Below are 16,706 nucleotides of genomic sequence, written 5' to 3' on the forward strand. Positions count from 1 at the left end.
CTCCTCGACTCCTCGTCGTCCCTGCTGCGCGCGCCGTCAGCGGGAGGCGCCGGCGCGGCGCTTGTTGTAGACGTCGAAGGCGACCGCCAGCAGCAGGACCAGGCCCTTGACGACCGACTGCACCGACTGGTCGATGCCCATCAGCTGCATGCCGTTGCTCATCACGGCCATGATCAGACCGCCGACCATGGCGCCGACGACCGTGCCGACACCGCCGGTGACGGCCGCGCCACCGATGAAACAGGCGGCGATCGCGTCGAGCTCGAACATGTTGCCCGCCGCCGGCTGGGCGCTGTTGGAGCGCGACGAGTAGATGACCCCGGCCACCCCGGACAGGAAGCCCATGTTCACGAAGATCCAGAAGTTGACCGTGCGGACCTTCACGCCCGAGAGCATCGCCGCGGACAGGTTGCCGCCGATGGCGTAGATCTGCCGGCCGAAGACGGTCCGCTTCGAGACCAGGCCGTACACGATGACGAGGACGGCCAGGATGATCAGCACGATCGGCAGGCCGCGGGCGTGGGCCAGCTGCCAGGCGAAGTACATGACGACGGCGCCGACGACCACCACGCGGGCGACGAACAGCGGGAAGGACTCCACCGGCTGCTGGTACTTGACCCGCGCCACCCGGGTGCGGAAGCCGCTGACCGCGTAACCGGCCACCGCGATCGCCCCGATGAGCAGCGTGAACGCGTCGTAGCCGTCGCCGCCGATCAGCCCGTTGAGGAAGCCGCTGGCGACCTTGCCGTACTCGCTCGGGAACGGCGACAGCGAGATGTTGTCGAGCACCTGGAGGGTCAGGCCGCGGAAGAGCAGCATGCCGGCGAGGGTGACGATGAACGCCGGGATGCCGACGTAGGCGACCCAGAAGCCGTGCCAGACGCCGACCAGGATGCCGACGGCGAGTGCGGCCGCCATGCCGACCCACCACGGCATGCCCTGCCGGATGACCAGGACGGCGGAGACCGCGCCGGTGAGCGCCACCACCGAGCCGACCGAGAGGTCGATGTGGCCGGCGATGATCACCAGGACCATGCCGATGGCCAGGACCAGGATGTAGGAGTACTGCAGGACGATGTTCGTGATGTTGCCGGGGCTCAGCGAGACGCCCTCGGTGAGGATCGCGAACAGCGCCACGATCGCGACGAACGCGATGTAGATGCCGCTGGTCCGCAGGTTGCGGGTCAGCAGCTGGCGCAGGTCGCTCGTGCCGGTGTGGAGCGCGACGGCGGGCGCCGCCTCGTCAGCAGCCGGCTCGGCCGGGGGAGGCGCGGTCTTGGTCATGCCACGAGCTCCTTCTCCTTGGTCATGAGCTCCATCAGGGACTCCTGCGTGGCCTCGCCGACCGGGAGCTCACCGGTGAGCCGGCCGGCCGACAAGGTGTAGATGCGGTCGCAGATGCCGAGCAGCTCGGGCAGCTCCGACGAGATGACGACGACGGCCTTCCCGGCGGCCACCAACCGGTTGATGATCGTGTAGATCTCGAACTTGGCGCCCACGTCGATGCCTCGGGTGGGCTCGTCGAGGATCAGCACGTCCGGGTCGGTGAACAGCCACTTGGACAGGACGACCTTCTGCTGGTTGCCGCCCGACAGCTTGCCGACGACGGACAGCACGCTCGGGGCCTTGATGTTCATGTCCCGCCGGCTGTCCTCGGCGACCTTGATCTCCTCGTTGCCGTTGACCCAGCCGCGGGTGGCGAGCTTGCGCAGGCCGGCCGCGGAGACGTTGCGGCGGATGTCCTCGATCAGGTTCAGCCCGTACTTCTTGCGGTCCTCGGTCGCGTAGGCGATGCCGTTGGCGATCGCCTCCGGGACGTCGCGGGCGCGGATCTCCCGGCCGTGCACGAAGATCCGGCCGGAGATGTTCCGCCCGTAGGACCGGCCGAAGATGCTCATGGCCAGCTCGGTGCGGCCGGCGCCCATCAGCCCGGCGATGCCCACGACCTCGCCCGCGCGGACCCGGAAGCTCGCCCCGTCGACGACCTTGCGGTCCTGGGTGGGGTGCCACACCGTCCAGTCCTCGACGCGCAGGACCTCCTCGCCGGGGTGGGACTCGCGGTCGGGGTAGAAGCTCTCCAGGTCGCGGCCGACCATGCCGCGGATGATCCGCTCCTGCGTCACTTCACCGGCGTGCAGGCTCAGCGTCTCGACCGTCTTGCCGTCGCGGATGACGGTGACGTTGTCGGCGATGGCGGTGATCTCGTTGAGCTTGTGCGAGATCATGATGCAGGTGATGCCGCGCTCGCGGAGCCGGCGCAGCAGGCCGAGCAGGTGCGCGGAGTCGGTGTCGTTGAGGGCCGCGGTCGGCTCGTCGAGGATCAGCAGCTTCACGTCCTTGGAGAGCGCCTTGGCGATCTCGACCAGCTGCTGCTTGCCGACGCCGAGCTGGCCGACCGGCGTGACCGGGTTCTCGTCGAGGCCGACGGACGCCAGCAGCGCGGCGGCGTCGGCGTTGGCCCGGTTCCAGTCGATGAGCCCGCCGCGGCCGCGGCGCTCGTTGCCCAGGAAGATGTTCTCGGCGATCGACAGGTACGGCACCAGGGCGAGCTCCTGGTGGATGATCACGATCCCGCGGTGCTCGCTGTCGCGGATGCCGCCGAACCGGCAGGGCTCGCCGTCGAAGACGATCTCGCCGTCGTACGTGCCGGCCGGGTAGACGCCCGACAGGACCTTCATCAGCGTCGACTTCCCGGCGCCGTTCTCGCCGCAGATCGCGTGGATCTCGCCGCGGCTGACGTCCAGGTTGACGTTCTCCAGCGCCTTGACGCCCGGGAAGGTCTTGGTGATGGAGCGCATCTCCAGGATGTGGTCGTCCATGGATTCCGCCGTCCTCGTCGTCGAGTGGTCGTCGTGCGGGGTTCCGGTGTGCAGTGTGCGCCGCTCCGGCGCGGGTGGCCCGATGTCCCGCGCCGGTATCCGGGCAGGGTCGACGGGCGGGGATCCTTCGGTGGGGCTCAGGGCCCCGGTGCGGGACCGGGCCCGGCGGCGGATGCTGCTCCCGCTGCCGGGCCCGGCCCTGTCACCTCGGTGCCGAGGTCATTCGGCCTGACCCGACTCGACCTCTTCGGCCGTCCAGTAGCCCGAGTCGACCAGGGCGGTCTGGATGTTGTCGGCCGTGACGGTCTCGACCGGGAGCAGGAAGGACGGCACGACCTTGACGCCGTTGTCGTAGTCCTCGGTGTTGTTGGCCTCCGGCTCGTCGCCGTCGAGGAACGCCTCCGCGGCGATGACGGCCTGCTCGGCCAGATCGCGGGTGTCCTTGAAGATCGTCGAGTACTGGACGCTGTCGGCGATGAGCTTCACCGACGCGATCTCGGCGTCCTGGCCGGTGACGATCGGCATCGGCTGCGCGCCGCCGTCGGTCGTCGGGCCGTAGCCGGCGTTCTGCAGCGCGGTGATGATGCCGCGGGACAGACCGTCGTAGGGCGAGAGGACGCCGTCGACCCGCGAGCCGTCGTTGTACGTGGAGGTCAGCAGGTCCTCCATGCGCTTCTGCGCCGTCTCCTGCTGCCAGCGCAGCGTGGCGACCTGCTCGATGTCGGTCTGACCCGACTTCACGACCAGGGTGCCGTCGTCGATCAGCGGCTGCAGGACCGACATCGCGCCCTCGAAGAAGAAGAAGGCGTTGTTGTCGTCGAGCGAGCCGGCGAACAGCTCGATGTTGAACGGGCCGCCCTCGCCGAGCCCCTCGACGAGCGACTCCGCCTGCGCCACGCCGACCGCGAAGTTGTCGAACGTCACGTAGAAGTCGACGTTCTCGCTGTCGCGGATCAGCCGGTCGTAGGAGATGACCGGGATGCCTGCGTCGGCAGCGGCCTGGAGCTGGCTGCTGAGCGCGGTGCCGTCGATCGCGGCGATGATCAGGACGTCGGCGCCCTGGGTGATCATCTGGTCGACCTGCTGGCTCTGGGTCGGGATGTCGTCGCCGGCGTACTGCAGGTCGACCTCGTACCCGAGCTCCTCGAGCTGCTCCTGGACGTTCTCGCCGTCGGCGATCCAGCGCTCCGAGGTCTGCGTCGGCATCGAGACGCCGATCGTGAGGTCTTCGGGGGCGGAGCCCTCGTTGCCCGAGCTCGACCCTCCGGCACCCTCTCCGCCACAGGCCGCCAGGACGAGCGCCGCAGCGGCACCCAGGGCGGTCATTCCGAGCCTTCTGCTCATGAGATCTCCTTCTGAGACTTCTTGCCGCCGCAGGATCGGCGTCACTGCACTGTGCGAGCGGCCACATTGTGAGCGCTAACAACGGTGCCGCGTCAAGGCCTCACCCGGAATTAGTTGTCACGGTCGCGTAACGTCCTGGACACCCGCACCTGACAGTCACCGGACGGCGACGGACAGCGGGGATTCCTGTGAGCCGGGACCCCGCGACCGGGGGGTCAGCGCAGCGTGATCTGCCGGGACAGCAGCCCCGCGCGCGCCCGTCGCTCGTCCGCCGTGAGCGGCTCGGTCGAGGCCAGCGCCTGCTCCAGCCGCTGCTGGAACGCGGCCGCCGGAGCGGCCCAGTCGGCCGCCGGCACGTCGGCGGGCAGGTCCCACACCGGCACGACGAGGCCGTGCGCCCGGAACGCCCCGGCGTAGCGGGTGCCCTCGCCCAGCAGGATCTCCCCCGATGCCCGCAGCCGGGCCAGGGCGTCGAGCAGCTTCTCCTCGGGCTCGGGCCGCACCCAGCGCAGGTGCGCCCGCTCGTTGCTCGGGCGCACCCAGTAGGCCGCCTCCAGGCCCTCGAGCCGGACGGTCGGGAGGATCGCCTCGTTGGCCTGCTTCAGCCCGGCCTGGGCGGCGGCACCGGGCTCCACGCCCTCCAGCCAGAAGCCGAAGTCCTCGTGCACGGTGACCTCGAGCGGGGCCGTCGCGTCGAGCAGGTCCTGCAGGCGCGGGCCGGATGACCCCGCCGCCCCGACCGGGCCCGGGTCGACCGGCGCGCCCGCCGGCGCCTCGAGCGCGGCCGCCAGGGCCGTGCCGAGGTCGCGGCTGACGTCGTCGGAGGACGCCTGCAGCTGGACGCCCAGCACGATCTCGCCGCTGGCGCGGACCAGTGCGGGGGCGCCGCCGGGCAGGACGCTGGCGAGGGTGACGTCCTTGCCGTCCGTCGTCCGCAGCTTCGCCGTCGCCGCCGGCACGAGCTCGCGCAGGGCGACCCAGTCGGCCTCGCCCGGCAGGCCCTCGAAGGGGCGGGTCACCGGCGGCGCGTAGCCCGAGCCGTGGCAGTGCTTGTAGCGCCGTCCCGACCCGCACGGGCAGGGAGCCTTCGGGTTGGGGGCGTCCGAGGCGGCGGAGGCGGATGAGCGCTTGCGGGAAGCCATGCCGGGGAGCCTACGGAGGGCCCCGCCCGGGCCGGCCACGGGACGGCGCCGGCGAGTGCGACGAACTCGTGGCCATCAGCCGCTGATCACCACGAGTTCGTCGCACTCGGCGGGATCCGGGATGACCGGGGGCGCGGCCCCCTCGCAGGGTCCCGTCGCGAGCCTGCGAGTGGCGGGGGGCGAGGGGGTCCTTTCTCTAGGCTCGCGGGCGTGACCGCCGTCCCGCTCGACCTCTCCGACCCCGCCGTCGTCGCCGACCCGTACCCCGCGTTCGCCGCCGCCCGTGCGCAGGCACCCGTCCAGTGGCACGAGGGCCTGCAGCTGTGGCTGGCGTTCACGCACGCCGAGGCCAACGCCGTCCTGCGGGACCGGCGGCTGGGTCGGATCTGGCGGGACCGGGAGCCGGCAGAGCGGTTCGGGAGCTTCAACCTGATCCATCGCAACGCGATCCTCGAGATGGAGCCGCCCGACCACACCCGGCTGCGCCGCTTGATCAGCACGGCCTTCGCCCGCGGTCACGTCGAGCGGCTGCGGCCCTGGGTGCAGGAGCTGGCGAGGGAACTCGTCGACGGGCTCGTGGAGCGCTCGGGCGGGTCGGAGCCGGTGGACGTGCTCAGCGGGATGGCCGAGCAGCTGCCGGTCGACGTCATCGCCGAGCTGCTGGGCGTCCCGCACGCCGACCGGCCGCTGCTGCGGCCGTGGTCCAACGCGATCGTGAAGATGTACGAGTACGGGCGGACGACGGAGGTCGAGGAGGCCGCGGAGCGGGCCGCGGCCGAGTTCGTCGCCTACCTGCGGGAGCTCGCGGCCGGGCGGCGCAAGAACCTGGGCGAGGACCTGATCTCCCACCTGGTCAGCGTGCGCGACGCCGAGGGTGACCGGCTGACCGAGGACGAGCTGGTCACCACCTGCATCCTGCTGCTCAACGCCGGCCACGAGGCGACCGTCAACGTCAGCGGCAACGGCCTGCTCGCGCTGCTGGAGCACCCCGAGCAGCTGCAGCGCCTCCGCGACGACCCGGGACTGCTGCCGACGGCGATCGAGGAGCTGATGCGCTTCGACTCCCCGCTCCAGCTGTTCGAGCGCACCGCGACGGAGGACGTCGGGATCGGCGGGGTGACCGTGCCGGCCGGGCAGAAGATCGCCGCCCTGCTGGGGGCCGCCAACCGCGACCCGGCGGTGTTCACCGAGCCCGACCGACTCGATGTCGGCCGCACTGACAACCCCCACATCTCCTTCGGCGCGGGCGTCCACTTCTGCATCGGGGCGCCGCTGGCGAGGGTGGAGCTGCAGGCCTCGTTCGGCGCGCTGCTGGAGCGCACCTCGCGCCTGGAGCTGGCCTACCCCGCGCGGCGCCGTCCGGAGTTCGTCATCCGCGGCCTGCGCGAGCTCCCCGTCGTCCTGACATCCTGACCGTGACCGACGTCCCCGGCGTGCTCGCCCGGCTGCGGGCGCTCGCCGACCCGACCCGGCTCGCAGGGATGGCGCGCTACGGCATCGCCACCGAGCACGCCTACGGCGTGACGGTCGCCGAGCTGCGCGGCGTGGCCAGGGAGCTCGGCCGGGACCACGACCTGGCCGCGGCGTTGTGGGACAGCGGCGTCCACGAGGCGCGCATCCTCGCCTCGCTGGTGGACGACGCGACGCTGGTCGACGACGGGCAGTGCGAGCGCTGGGCCGCCGGCTTCGACTCCTGGGACCTGTGCGACCAGGTCTGCCAGAACCTGTTCCGGTACGCGCCGCCGGCCTGGCAGAAGGCGGCCGACTGGACGCAGCGACCCGAGTTGTTCGTCAGGCGCGCCGGCTTCGCCCTCATGGCCGGGCTCGCGGTGGCCGACAAGGAGGCGGACGACGAGCGGTTCGCCGCGCTGCTGGGGCCGCTCGCGGCCGGCGCCGACGACGACCGGCCGCTGGTCCGCAAGGGGGCGAGCTGGGCCCTGCGGGCGATCGGCAAGCGCAGCCCGGGGCTGAACGCCGCAGCCGTCGCGACGGCGCTGCGGTTGCAGGAGACCGCGGGCCGGGGCGGCCGGTGGGTCGGCGCCGACGCCCTGCGCGAGCTGCGCAGCGAGGCCGTGCAGCGGCGGCTGGCCTCCCGGCGGCGCTGACCGTTACCGAACCGAGACTCGAGGGTCCGGGGTCGGTGCGGGCTGCCGATGCGTCTACCGGGTGGAGGCGCATCCACGAGGGGGGCGAGTGGCACGACGCGACGACGAGGCGTTCAGCGAGTTCGTGCGCGCGCACGGCCCCTCGCTGCTGCGCACCGCCCGCCTGCTCACCGGTGACCGCAGCCGCGGCGAGGACCTCACGCAGAGCGCGCTGGCCCGGGCGTACGCGCAGTGGGCGAAGGTCGAGCGCGCCGACGTCCCGGTGGCCTACGTACGGAAACTGCTGGTCAACACCCATCTCAGCTGGCGCCGCCTGCTCAGCAACACCGAACGGGTGATCGAGACCGTTCCCGACCGCTCCGACGGCGCGGACCTCCAGGCGGCGCACGCCGCGGTCGACGAGATGCGCACCGCGCTGCTGCACCTGTCGCCCCGCGTGCGCACCGCCGTCGTCCTCCGTTACTTCGACGACCTGAGCGAGGCCGAGACCGCCCGTCTCATGGGCTGCTCGGTCAGCACCGTGAACAAGCACGTCGGCAGCGGATTGCGCGCGTTGCGCACCCTGCTCGCCCCCCAACCCGATCCTGCGCAGGCGTCGAGGAGGCTTTCGTGAACGACCTCGATCTCGCGGCCCGGCTGCACGACCTCGCCGACGACCTCGGCGGCCCGCACGACCGGGTCGCGCCCGAGACGGTGATCGCGCTCTACCGACGGCGTCGGCGCACGCGGGCCGGGCTGATCGCCACGGTGGCCGCCGTCGTCGCCATCGCAGTCGGGGTCCCCGCGGCCGTCGGAAGCCTGTCGTCCGACGGCGAGGTGGCCGTGCCGACGCCGTCGGTGACCGCGACCACGCCGGCGGCTCCCACCACAGCGACCCCGACGGGGAAGACGACGGCGCCGACGCGGAGCACCCGGCCGGCGGACACCAGCCCGGAGCCGGAACACGTGGCCGAGCTCGAGGAGGTCGCCGCCGGGCTGCCCGCCGTGACGCTGACCGCGCCGGAACTGTGGGACCAGTGGCTGCCGGAGGGCCGCCCCTATCCGCAGTCGTCGATCGACGAGGACGCGCTCACCTGCCCGCGGCTGTCTGCCCGGCTCGCCGAGGTGACCGGCCAGGAGATGAGCTACTGGTCGGGCACGCTGCCCAACAGCCCGAACGGCTGCACGTGGGTCGAGGTTCCGTTGGACGCCGTCAACAACGTCTACGACTACTTCATCACCGTAGGGTTCACCGCCGACGGCACGACCGTGGACGATTTCCGGCGGTTCCGGGAAGGCCCCGGCCAGGGCACGCATCACTGCCCGTGGGTCGACCTGCCGTCCGTGGCCGCCGGGTCGCTGCTGGTGCGGTGTGCCTCGCCGGATTCGACGTCCTACGCGCTCGTCGTGCCCGACACCCGGGTCGACGGAGGGCTCTGGATCCTCAGCGTGTCGGGGGACGACGCCGCGGCCGTCCGGCCGGCCGCGATCCTGCCGGTACTCGTCGAGGGCGTCGTCGCCGAGTTCGGCTGACGGGCCCACCGGTGGAGCGTGAGCCGGGTCACTGGCAGGATCCGGACATGCGCGGGCTCATGCAGGATTTCCCCCTCACCATCGACGCGATCTTCCGGCACGCCGAGACCCACCACGGTGACACGACGATCGCCACGGCCGGGCCGAACGGCACGACCCGGAGCACCTACGCCGAGTGGGCGCAACGCACCCGGAAGCTCGGCGGCGTGCTGGACACCCTGGGGATCAGCTCGGACGGCCGGGTCGGCACGTTCGGCTGGAACAGCCAGCGCCACCTCGAGCTCTACTTCGCCGCCCCCTGCACCGGACGGGTGCTGCACACGCTCAACATCCGGCTGTTCCCCGAGCAGCTGACCTACATCGCCAACCACGCCGAGGACGAGGTCGTCTTCGTCGACCGGACGACGCTGCCGCTGCTGTGGCCGCTGATCGACACCATGACGACGGTCAAGCACGTGGTGGTCATGGACGACGGCGGTGACAACGAGATCCCCGACGACCCGCGGGTCCTCGACTACGAGACCCTGCTCGCCGACGCGGAGCCGGTCGAGTTCTCCGTCACCGACGAGGGCTCGGCGGCGTCGATGTGCTACACGAGTGGCACGACCGGCAACCCCAAGGGTGTCGTGTACTCGCACCGCTCGACGGTCCTGCACACGATGGCCGTCATCGCGCCCAACGCGTTCGGGCTGTCGGTCCGCGACACGGCCATGCCGGTCGTGCCGATGTTCCACGCCAACGCCTGGGGCATCGCCCACGCGGCCCCGGCCGCCGGCTCCGCGCTGGTCTTCCCCGGCTCGATGATGCAGCCGAAGGCGCTCGCCGACCTGATCGTCGAGGAGGGCGTCACGTTCACGGCCGGCGTCCCGACCATTTGGCAGGGCGTGCTGCCCGAGCTGGCCGGCCGCCCGCACAAGCTGCGTGACATCGGCTGCGGCGGGTCGGCGGTGCCCAAGGCGCTGAGCGAGGCCTACCGCGAGCAGGTCGGGCTGCCGATCCTGCAGGCCTGGGGCATGACCGAGACGTCGCCGGTGGCGTCGTCCGGGGTGCTGCAGCCCCGCTTCGACGACGCCGACGACGAGACCAAGGCCGCGCGGCGGGCCCGCGCCGGCATGCCGCTGTTCGGTGTCGAGGCGCGGATCGTCGACTCCGACACCCTCGAGCCGCAGGCGTGGGACGACGCCGCCACCGGCGAGCTGCAGGTCCGCGGCCCGTGGTGCGCGCAGGACTACTACAACCCCGACGCGGGCGTGCAGCTGTCCACCGACGACGGCTGGATGAAGACCGGCGACGTCGCGGCCATGGACGAGTTCGGCTCGATCCGGATCGCCGACCGCACCAAGGACCTGATCAAGTCCGGCGGGGAGTGGATCAGCTCGGTCGACCTGGAGAACGCGATCATGAGCCACCCGAAGGTGAAGGAGGCCGCGGTCGTCGGCATCCCGCACCCGAAGTGGGACGAGCGCCCGCTGGCCTGCGTCGTCCTCAACGAGGGCGAGACGGCGACCGAGGAGGAGATCCTCGAGCACCTCAAGCCGCTGGTGGCCAAGTGGTGGCTGCCCGATGCCGTCGAGTTCATCGACGAGGTGCCCAAGACCAGCGTCGGCAAGTTCTCGAAGAAGGACCTGCGCTCGAAGTTCGCCGAGTACGAGCTGCCCTCCGGCTGACCCCCGCCTCTTTTCCAGCTTTCTGTACCGAAAGCTCGGGCTCACGCCGGAGCTTTCGGTACAGAAAGCCGAAACCGACCGGCGCCCGTCTAACCTGGGCGCATGCAGCTCCTGTGCCCCAAGTGCCACAACGTGATGGCGCAGTACGAGCGCAACCGGGTCCTGGTCGACCAGTGCACCGAGTGCAAGGGGATCTTCCTCGACCGCGGTGAGCTGGAGAACCTCGTCGCGGCCGAGCGGGCCGTCAACGACGCCGAGGAGGGCCGCCCGGTCGTGCCCCCGACCGCGGCCGCGCCCCCGCCGATCCGCGACAAGTACGACCGCGACCCGCGCTACTACGGCGAGCACCGCTACGACGAGCGGTACTACGACCGGGGCTACGACGAGAAGTACGCCAAGAAGAAGCGGCGCAAGAGCATCCTCGAGGAGTTCCTCGACTTCTGAGGAAGGACCCCGTCCTCAGCGGACGAAGGGCTCCTGGCCGGTCTCGCTCACCATCGGGCGGCCGGCGGCCTCCCACTGACCCATGCCCCCGCCGACGTTGACCGCGTCGTAGCCGTTCTGGTTGAGCCAGGCGGTCACCCGGGCCGACCGGCCGCCGCCGCGGCAGGTCACGTAGATGGGGTCGCCCTCGGGGACGTCGTCGAGCCGGGCCGGGACGTCGCCCATCGGGATGTGGGTCGCTCCGTCGATGTGCCCGTGCACCCATTCGTCGTCCTCGCGGACGTCGAGGACGACGGCGTCGGCGGGCAGTTCGTCGGCGGGCACGGTCGGCACCTGTTGCGGCATCACGCCCGCCATCGTGACACGCGGGGTCGGCGGGCGCCGGGCTGCGATCATGGTGGCGATGACCACCGCCCCGCCCCCCGTCCGCGAGCCGGCCTGGGCGCTGTCCCGCTCGGCCATCTCCTACTGGCTGGCCGAGGGGATCGTCGAGTCGCTGTTCCTGGGTCTCGGCGCGGCGGCCTTCCTGCTGTTCGTCCCGGCCGCCGACGGCACCCCGTTGCCGGTGCTGCGCTGGCTGGTGCCGATCGCGGTGGGGCTCTACGCGGTCGTCGCGATCGGGATCCGCCCCCGGCTGCGCCACCGGGTGCACCGCTGGGAGGTCACCGGCGACGCGGTCTACACCGTCACCGGCTGGCTGAGCCGCACCTGGACGCTGGTGCCGATCTCGCGCATCCAGACCGTCGACGTCACCCGCGGAGCCCTGCAGCAGCTGTTCGGCCTGGCCTCGGTGGCGGTGCTGACGGCGTCGTCGCAGGGGACGGTGCGCGTGCCGCACCTGGAGACCGACATCGCCCACCGCGTGGCCGACGACCTCGCCCACCGCGCGGAGCAGGTCCGCGACCAGGCCACCTGACGCACCCGATGAACCCCGAGCCCGCCGGGCACCGCACCTCCCCGCGGATCGTGCTCGTGCACACGATCACGTTCCGCCAGGCCCGCCAGTTCGTCCCCGCGGTCATCCCCATCGCGGCCGCCACCGGCTTCGGCGGCGGGGCGCGGACGATCGTGGCCCTCGTCGTCGGCGTCACCCTGCTCTCGCTGCTCACCGCGGCCCTCTCGTGGTGGCGCTTCAGCTACGCCGACGGCCCGACGGCGGTCGTCGTCACCCGGGGCCTGCTGTCCCGCTCCGTGCGCACCGTGCCCAACGACCGGATCCGCGGGGTGGAGATCGAGGCCCCGCCGCTGCACCGGCTGTTCGGGCTGGTCCGGGTGCGCGTCGACGCGGCCGCCGGCGCTGCGGGCAAGGACGAGGAGGTCGTGATCGACGGCGTGCCCCGGGCGGAGGGCGAACGGCTGCGCCCCGCGGTGCTCAGCCACCGGGGCTCCCCGTCCGCGGTGTCGACGGCGGACGGCGCGACGACCGAGCCGGACGAGGAGGTCGTCTCCCGTTTCGACCCGCGCTGGCTGCTGTACGCCCCATTGGTCGGCAGCTACCTGGCCGTCCCCCTGGCGGCGGTGGGCGCGCTGTTCCGGCTCGCCGACGAGCTTCCCGAGAGCCTGCGACCCGACCTCGACGGCCCGGACCTGTCCGACGGGCGACTGCTCGCGGTCGCGTTCCTCGTCGGGCTGCTGCTGCTCGCCGTCGGTGCGGTGCTCGGCGCGGCCGTCGTCAACTGGGGGTTCCGCCTCGTCCGCCGCGGCGGGTCGCTGATCGCCACGCGCGGCCTGCTCACCCGCCGGCACACCGAGCTGGAGATCGACCGCATCCGCGGCTGCACGGTCTCCGAGGGCCTGGGCATGCGCTGGGTGCGCGCGGCCCGGGTCAGCGCCCTGGTGACCGGTCTGGGCGACGCCGCCCGTCGCGGCCAGCTCCTCCCGCTCGGGCCGCGCGCGGAGGCCTGGTCGCTGGCCCGCCGGCTGGCCGAGGACCCCGGCCCGCTCGCCCGTCATCCGTCCGCGGCCCGTCGCCGGCGGATGGTGCGGGCGGTGGCCGCGGGTCTGGTCGTGTCCGCCGCCGGTGTCGTGCTCGGTGCGCTCACCGGCTCGTGGTGGCTGCTCGTCGTCGGCGCCGTCCTCACGCTGCTCGGCGTCCCGCTGGGCCTGGGCCGGTACGCCGCGCTCGGGCACGCGACCGGGCCCGGGTCGTTCACCGTCCGCAGCGGGTGGCTGGTCCGCGAGCAGGCGATCCTGCAGCGGCGTGCGGTGGTGGGCTGGCGGGTGCGGCAGTCCTTCTTCCAGCGGCGCCAGGGGCTGGCGACGGTGACCGCCTGCGTCGGCGCCGGCAGCGGCGGCTACACCGCGCTCGACATGGCCGCCGGGGACGTCGCAGGGTTCGCCCTCGCCGCCTCGGAGCGGTGGGCGGGCTCGTTCACGCGGTGACGAGCAGCTCCCGCACCAGTCCGACGGCCGCCCCCGGGCGGTCACCGGCGAGCAGCCCCGCGGCGGCGAGCACGTAGCGACGGTCGACGACGACCGTCGTCCCGGTCACGACGCTGCCCGCTCCCCCGGCGTCCGCCGCCAACCGCGCGACGACGGCATCGACCGCGTCGGGGTCGGCGTGCCGGAACACCCCGCCGGAGAGCACGACGAGCCCGGCCGAGCGGGCGCTGGCGCCGCCGCCGTAGGCCACCTCGGCCCGCAGGTGGCGGCGCAGGGCGATGGTCGCGGCGATCTCGCCGAGCGCGAGCGGGTCGTCGCCGGGCACGGGCAGCCCCTCCGCGCGCGCCGCCGTCCGCAGTGCCTCGACGCTCCACGACACCCCGAGGTCGCCCTCGACCGTGCGCCGCCGGGCCGGGACGCCGACCGCCTCGCGGCCGAGCGAGGCCTGCTCGGCGTCGGGGTCGGGCACGCAGTAGACGTCGGTCGTGGCGCCGCCGACGTCGAGGACGACGACCCCGGGTGCGTCGGCGGCCGCGGTCTCCTGCGCGAGGACGGTCACGCCCTCCAGGACGGCGTCGGGGGTCACCGCCCGCACCCACTGCCGCAGCCGCGGGTCGGTGGAGAGCCGGTCGCCGCCGATGACGTGCTCGAGGAACACCGCCCGGATGGCCGCGCGCGCCGATTCCGGGGCGAGCCGGCCGATGTCGGGCAGCACGTTGTCCGCCTCGGTCACCGGCAGTCCGCCGTCCCGCAGCACCGCGGCGACCTCGTCGCGGACGGCGGCGTTGCCCGCGAGGACCACCGGGACGGACCGGCCCGCGCCGGCCAGCGCCGCGGCGTTGTGCCGCAGCACCGAGGCCTCGCCGCCGTCGGTGCCGCCCGCGAGCAGCACGACGTCGGGCGCCACGTCGGCCAGGACGGCCAGCGCGGTGTCGTCGAGCCGGCCCGCGGCGACGTGCACGACGCGGGCACCGGCCGACAGTGCCGCCCGGTGGCCGGCCTCCGCGCTGATCAGCTCCTCGTACCCGACCACCGCCAGGCGCAGCCCGCCCCCGGCGCTGGAGCAGGCCACGACCGGCGCGTCCGGGAAGGCGGAGGTCGCCGCCAGCACGCCGGTGACGACGTCGTCGAGCGTGGTCGGGGCCTGGGCGGTGTCCAGCAGCGCGCCGGTGGCGACGTCGACGAGCGCGGCCTTCGTGTACGTGGACCCGATGTCCACGCAGGCGACGACGCTCACCGCCGGACCCTAACCGTTCAGTGGTGGACGGCCTTCTCCGCTCCGATGCCGGTGAACGCCCGCACCTCCAGCTCGGCCCACTTGGCCTCGTCGACGCGCTCCTTCGACAGCATGGTGCCGAGCCAGCCCAGCAGGAACGACGCCGGGATGGAGACCAGGCCGGGGTTGTTGAGCGGGAACCAGGCGAAGTCCACGTCGGGGAACATCGACTTCTCCCCGCCGGAGACCACCGGCGAGAAGAGGATCAGGCCGACGCAGATGATCAGGCCGCCGTAGATCGACCACAGGGCGCCCTGGGTGGTGAACCGCCGCCAGAACAGGGTGTAGAGGATCGTCGGCAGGTTCGCCGAGGCCGCCACGGCGAACGCCAGCGCCACCAGGAAGGCGATGTTCAGGCCCGCCTGCAGCGCCAGGATGCCCAGCCCGATGGAGATCGCGCCGATCACGACGGCGGTGATCCGGGCGACCTTCACCTCCCCGTTGGGCGGCACGTTCCCCTTCTTGATCACCGAGGCGTAGACGTCGTGCGCGAACGACGCCGACGCGGTGATGGTCAGACCGGCGACGACGGCGAGGATCGTCGCGAACGCGACGCCGGCGATGATCCCGAGCAGCACGGTGCCGCCGAGTTCGAAGGCCAGCAGCGGAGCCGCGGCGTTGACCGCACCCGGCGCGGCCAGGATCTCCTCGGCACCCACGAGGGCACCGGCGCCGTAGCCGATCACGAGGCTGAACAGGTAGAAGATGCCGATCAGCCAGATCGCCCAGACCACCGACCGGCGGGCGTCCTTCGCCGTCGGCACGGTGTAGAAGCGCATCAGCACGTGCGGCAGGCCCGCGGTGCCCAGCACGAGCGCGAGGCCGAGGCTGACGAAGTCCAGCTTCGTCGTCCCGGTGAGCCCGTACTGCGCGCCCGGCTCGGCCACCGCCTGGCTGCCGGACTCGATCGCACCGCCGATCAGCGACGACAGGTTGAACCCGTACTTGCCGAGCACCCACACCGTCATGACGAACGCGCCCACGATCAGCAGCGACGCCTTGATGATCTGCACCCAGGTCGTGCCGCGCATACCGCCGACGAGGACGTAGAAGATCATCAGCGCGCCCACGATCGTGACGACGACGGCCTGCGCCGCCTCACCGCTCACCCCGAGCAGCAGCGTGACCAGGCCGCCGGCCCCCGACATCTGGGCCAGCAGGTAGAACAGCGACACCGCGAGCGTCGAGATCGCCGCTGCCGTCCGGACCGGGCCCTGCCGCATCCGGAACGCCAGGACGTCGGCCATGGTGAACCGCGCCGTGTTGCGCATCAGCTCGGCCACGAGCAGCAGCGCGACCAGCCAGGCCACGAGGAAGCCGATCGAGTACAGGAAGCCGTCGTAGCCGTAGACGGCGATGGCACCGGCGATGCCGAGGAACGAGGCCGCGGAGAGGTAGTCGCCCGCGATGGCCAGCCCGTTCTGCTGCCCGGTGATGGTGCGCCCGGCGGCGTAGTAGTCGGCGGCGCTCTTGTTGTTGCGGCTGGCCCGGAAGGTGATGGCCAGCGTCACGAGGACGAACGCGCCGAAGATCGAGATGTTGATCGTCGGGTTGCCGATGGTCTCGGTCGTCGCGGCGGCCGCGGACAGCTCACGCACGGGTGGCCCCCTCGCTCTCGCCGCCGGCGTGGTGCCGGTGGGCGTACTCGTGGTGCTCGAGCCGGTCGCGCATCTCGTCGGCGATCGGGTCGGTGCGCTTGTTGGCGTGCGCCACGTAGACGTGGGTGATGACGAACGTGGTCACGAACTGCGCCAGCCCGAGCAGCAGGCCGACGTTGACGTTGCCGAACACCGTCGTGGACATGAAGTCCGAGGCGTACGTGGAGAGCAGGACGTAGGCGAGGTACCAGGCGAGGAAGGCCACGGTCATCGGGAAGGCGAAGGCCCGGAATCGCCGCTTGAGTTCCATGAACTCCGGGGAGGCCTGCGCCTCCTCGTACTCGTCCGGCGTCAGCAGCCGCCGCTCGGTGGGTTCACTCACGGTGCGTCCTCCTGATGACGGGGAGTGTGACCGCG

At 72.3% G+C, this 16,706-nt stretch carries 16 protein-coding genes; 8 read left to right on the top strand and 8 right to left on the bottom strand.

Annotated elements, in window-relative coordinates; translation table 11 throughout:
- Positions 1–36 precede the first annotated feature (36 nt).
- From mmsB to ABD644_RS16730, 4 genes are all read right to left on the bottom strand, one after another.
- On the bottom strand, positions 37–1,284 hold the full coding sequence (mmsB, locus tag ABD644_RS16715) for a multiple monosaccharide ABC transporter permease (protein ID WP_344690121.1): 1,248 nt from the start codon (positions 1,282–1,284) through the stop codon (positions 37–39).
- Positions 1,281–2,819, bottom strand: coding sequence for a multiple monosaccharide ABC transporter ATP-binding protein (gene mmsA / locus ABD644_RS16720; RefSeq protein WP_344690122.1), 1,539 nt, complete (start codon positions 2,817–2,819; stop codon positions 1,281–1,283). The genes mmsB and mmsA overlap by 4 nt, the downstream gene beginning before the upstream one ends.
- A gap of 219 nt (positions 2,820–3,038) precedes the next feature.
- Positions 3,039–4,145 (bottom strand): multiple monosaccharide ABC transporter substrate-binding protein, encoded by a 1,107-nt coding sequence (gene chvE / locus ABD644_RS16725; protein WP_344690123.1) that lies wholly within the window; start codon positions 4,143–4,145, stop codon positions 3,039–3,041.
- Positions 4,146–4,378: 233 nt separating this feature from the next.
- Entirely contained in the window at positions 4,379–5,305 is a 927-nt protein-coding gene (locus ABD644_RS16730) for a DUF5926 family protein (RefSeq protein WP_344690124.1), read from the bottom strand.
- 210 nt (positions 5,306–5,515) lie between these two features.
- Here ABD644_RS16730 and ABD644_RS16735 point away from each other — a divergent pair, with 210 nt between their 5' ends.
- The 6 genes from ABD644_RS16735 to ABD644_RS16760 all read left to right on the top strand — a co-directional run bounded on the left by ABD644_RS16735 (position 5,516) and on the right by ABD644_RS16760 (position 11,033).
- On the top strand, positions 5,516–6,718 hold the full coding sequence (locus tag ABD644_RS16735) for a cytochrome P450 (RefSeq protein WP_344690125.1): 1,203 nt from the start codon (positions 5,516–5,518) through the stop codon (positions 6,716–6,718).
- 2 nt (positions 6,719–6,720) lie between these two features.
- On the top strand, positions 6,721–7,410 hold the full coding sequence (locus ABD644_RS16740) for a DNA alkylation repair protein (protein ID WP_344690126.1): 690 nt from the start codon (positions 6,721–6,723) through the stop codon (positions 7,408–7,410).
- Positions 7,411–7,498: 88 nt separating this feature from the next.
- The gene (locus ABD644_RS16745) at positions 7,499–8,023 is read left to right on the top strand and encodes a SigE family RNA polymerase sigma factor (protein WP_344690127.1); all 525 of its coding nucleotides are present in this window, start codon (positions 7,499–7,501) and stop codon (positions 8,021–8,023) included.
- Positions 8,020–8,922, top strand: coding sequence for a hypothetical protein (locus ABD644_RS16750; protein WP_344690128.1), 903 nt, complete (start codon positions 8,020–8,022; stop codon positions 8,920–8,922). The genes ABD644_RS16745 and ABD644_RS16750 overlap by 4 nt, the downstream gene beginning before the upstream one ends.
- A 47-nt stretch (positions 8,923–8,969) precedes the next feature.
- Complete coding sequence (locus tag ABD644_RS16755) at positions 8,970–10,589, top strand: long-chain fatty acid--CoA ligase (RefSeq protein WP_344690129.1); 1,620 nt, start codon at positions 8,970–8,972, stop codon at positions 10,587–10,589.
- Between the two features lie 102 nt (positions 10,590–10,691).
- Positions 10,692–11,033, top strand: a complete 342-nt coding sequence (locus ABD644_RS16760; protein ID WP_344690130.1) for a TFIIB-type zinc ribbon-containing protein — start codon at positions 10,692–10,694, stop codon at positions 11,031–11,033.
- Positions 11,034–11,048: 15 nt separating this feature from the next.
- Here the strand turns inward: ABD644_RS16760 and ABD644_RS16765 are convergent, their stop codons facing one another.
- Positions 11,049–11,378, bottom strand: a complete 330-nt coding sequence (locus tag ABD644_RS16765) for a rhodanese-like domain-containing protein (RefSeq protein ID WP_344690163.1) — start codon at positions 11,376–11,378, stop codon at positions 11,049–11,051.
- A gap of 58 nt (positions 11,379–11,436) precedes the next feature.
- Between ABD644_RS16765 and ABD644_RS16770 the strand changes: the two genes are divergently transcribed.
- Together ABD644_RS16770 and ABD644_RS16775 are read left to right on the top strand one after the other, a co-directional pair.
- The gene (locus ABD644_RS16770) at positions 11,437–11,949 is read left to right on the top strand and encodes a PH domain-containing protein (RefSeq protein WP_344690131.1); all 513 of its coding nucleotides are present in this window, start codon (positions 11,437–11,439) and stop codon (positions 11,947–11,949) included.
- Positions 11,950–11,957: 8 nt separating this feature from the next.
- Positions 11,958–13,415, top strand: a complete 1,458-nt coding sequence (locus ABD644_RS16775; RefSeq protein ID WP_344690132.1) for a PH domain-containing protein — start codon at positions 11,958–11,960, stop codon at positions 13,413–13,415.
- Here ABD644_RS16775 and ABD644_RS16780 read toward each other — a convergent pair.
- The 3 genes from ABD644_RS16780 to ABD644_RS16790 are packed head-to-tail and all read right to left on the bottom strand — an operon-like array spanning position 13,405 to position 16,671.
- A complete protein-coding gene (locus tag ABD644_RS16780) occupies positions 13,405–14,652 on the bottom strand; it encodes a glutamate mutase L (RefSeq protein ID WP_344690133.1) in 1,248 nt (415 codons plus the stop codon). The genes ABD644_RS16775 and ABD644_RS16780 overlap by 11 nt on opposite strands.
- 17 nt (positions 14,653–14,669) lie before the next feature.
- Complete coding sequence (locus ABD644_RS16785; protein ID WP_425547453.1) at positions 14,670–16,289, bottom strand: solute symporter family protein; 1,620 nt, start codon at positions 16,287–16,289, stop codon at positions 14,670–14,672.
- A complete protein-coding gene (locus ABD644_RS16790; protein ID WP_344690134.1) occupies positions 16,282–16,671 on the bottom strand; it encodes a DUF485 domain-containing protein in 390 nt (129 codons plus the stop codon). The genes ABD644_RS16785 and ABD644_RS16790 overlap by 8 nt, the downstream gene beginning before the upstream one ends.
- Positions 16,672–16,706 lie beyond the last annotated feature (35 nt).

Origin of the sequence: Blastococcus jejuensis (assembly GCF_039534705.1) — a bacterium.
In the GTDB taxonomy this organism is placed as follows: Bacteria; Actinomycetota; Actinomycetes; order Mycobacteriales; family Geodermatophilaceae; genus Blastococcus_B; species Blastococcus_B jejuensis.

Coding starts and splice junctions, on each gene's coding strand:
- mmsB (WP_344690121.1), bottom strand. CDS start 1,284: ATGACCAAGACCGCGCCTCCCCCGGCCGAGCCGGCTGCTGACGAGGCG.
- mmsA (WP_344690122.1), bottom strand. CDS start 2,819: ATGGACGACCACATCCTGGAGATGCGCTCCATCACCAAGACCTTCCCG.
- chvE (WP_344690123.1), bottom strand. CDS start 4,145: ATGACCGCCCTGGGTGCCGCTGCGGCGCTCGTCCTGGCGGCCTGTGGC.
- ABD644_RS16730 (WP_344690124.1), bottom strand. CDS start 5,305: ATGGCTTCCCGCAAGCGCTCATCCGCCTCCGCCGCCTCGGACGCCCCC.
- ABD644_RS16755 (WP_344690129.1), top strand. CDS start 8,970: ATGCGCGGGCTCATGCAGGATTTCCCCCTCACCATCGACGCGATCTTC.
- ABD644_RS16760 (WP_344690130.1), top strand. CDS start 10,692: ATGCAGCTCCTGTGCCCCAAGTGCCACAACGTGATGGCGCAGTACGAG.
- ABD644_RS16765 (WP_344690163.1), bottom strand. CDS start 11,378: ATGCCGCAACAGGTGCCGACCGTGCCCGCCGACGAACTGCCCGCCGAC.
- ABD644_RS16770 (WP_344690131.1), top strand. CDS start 11,437: ATGACCACCGCCCCGCCCCCCGTCCGCGAGCCGGCCTGGGCGCTGTCC.
- ABD644_RS16775 (WP_344690132.1), top strand. CDS start 11,958: ATGAACCCCGAGCCCGCCGGGCACCGCACCTCCCCGCGGATCGTGCTC.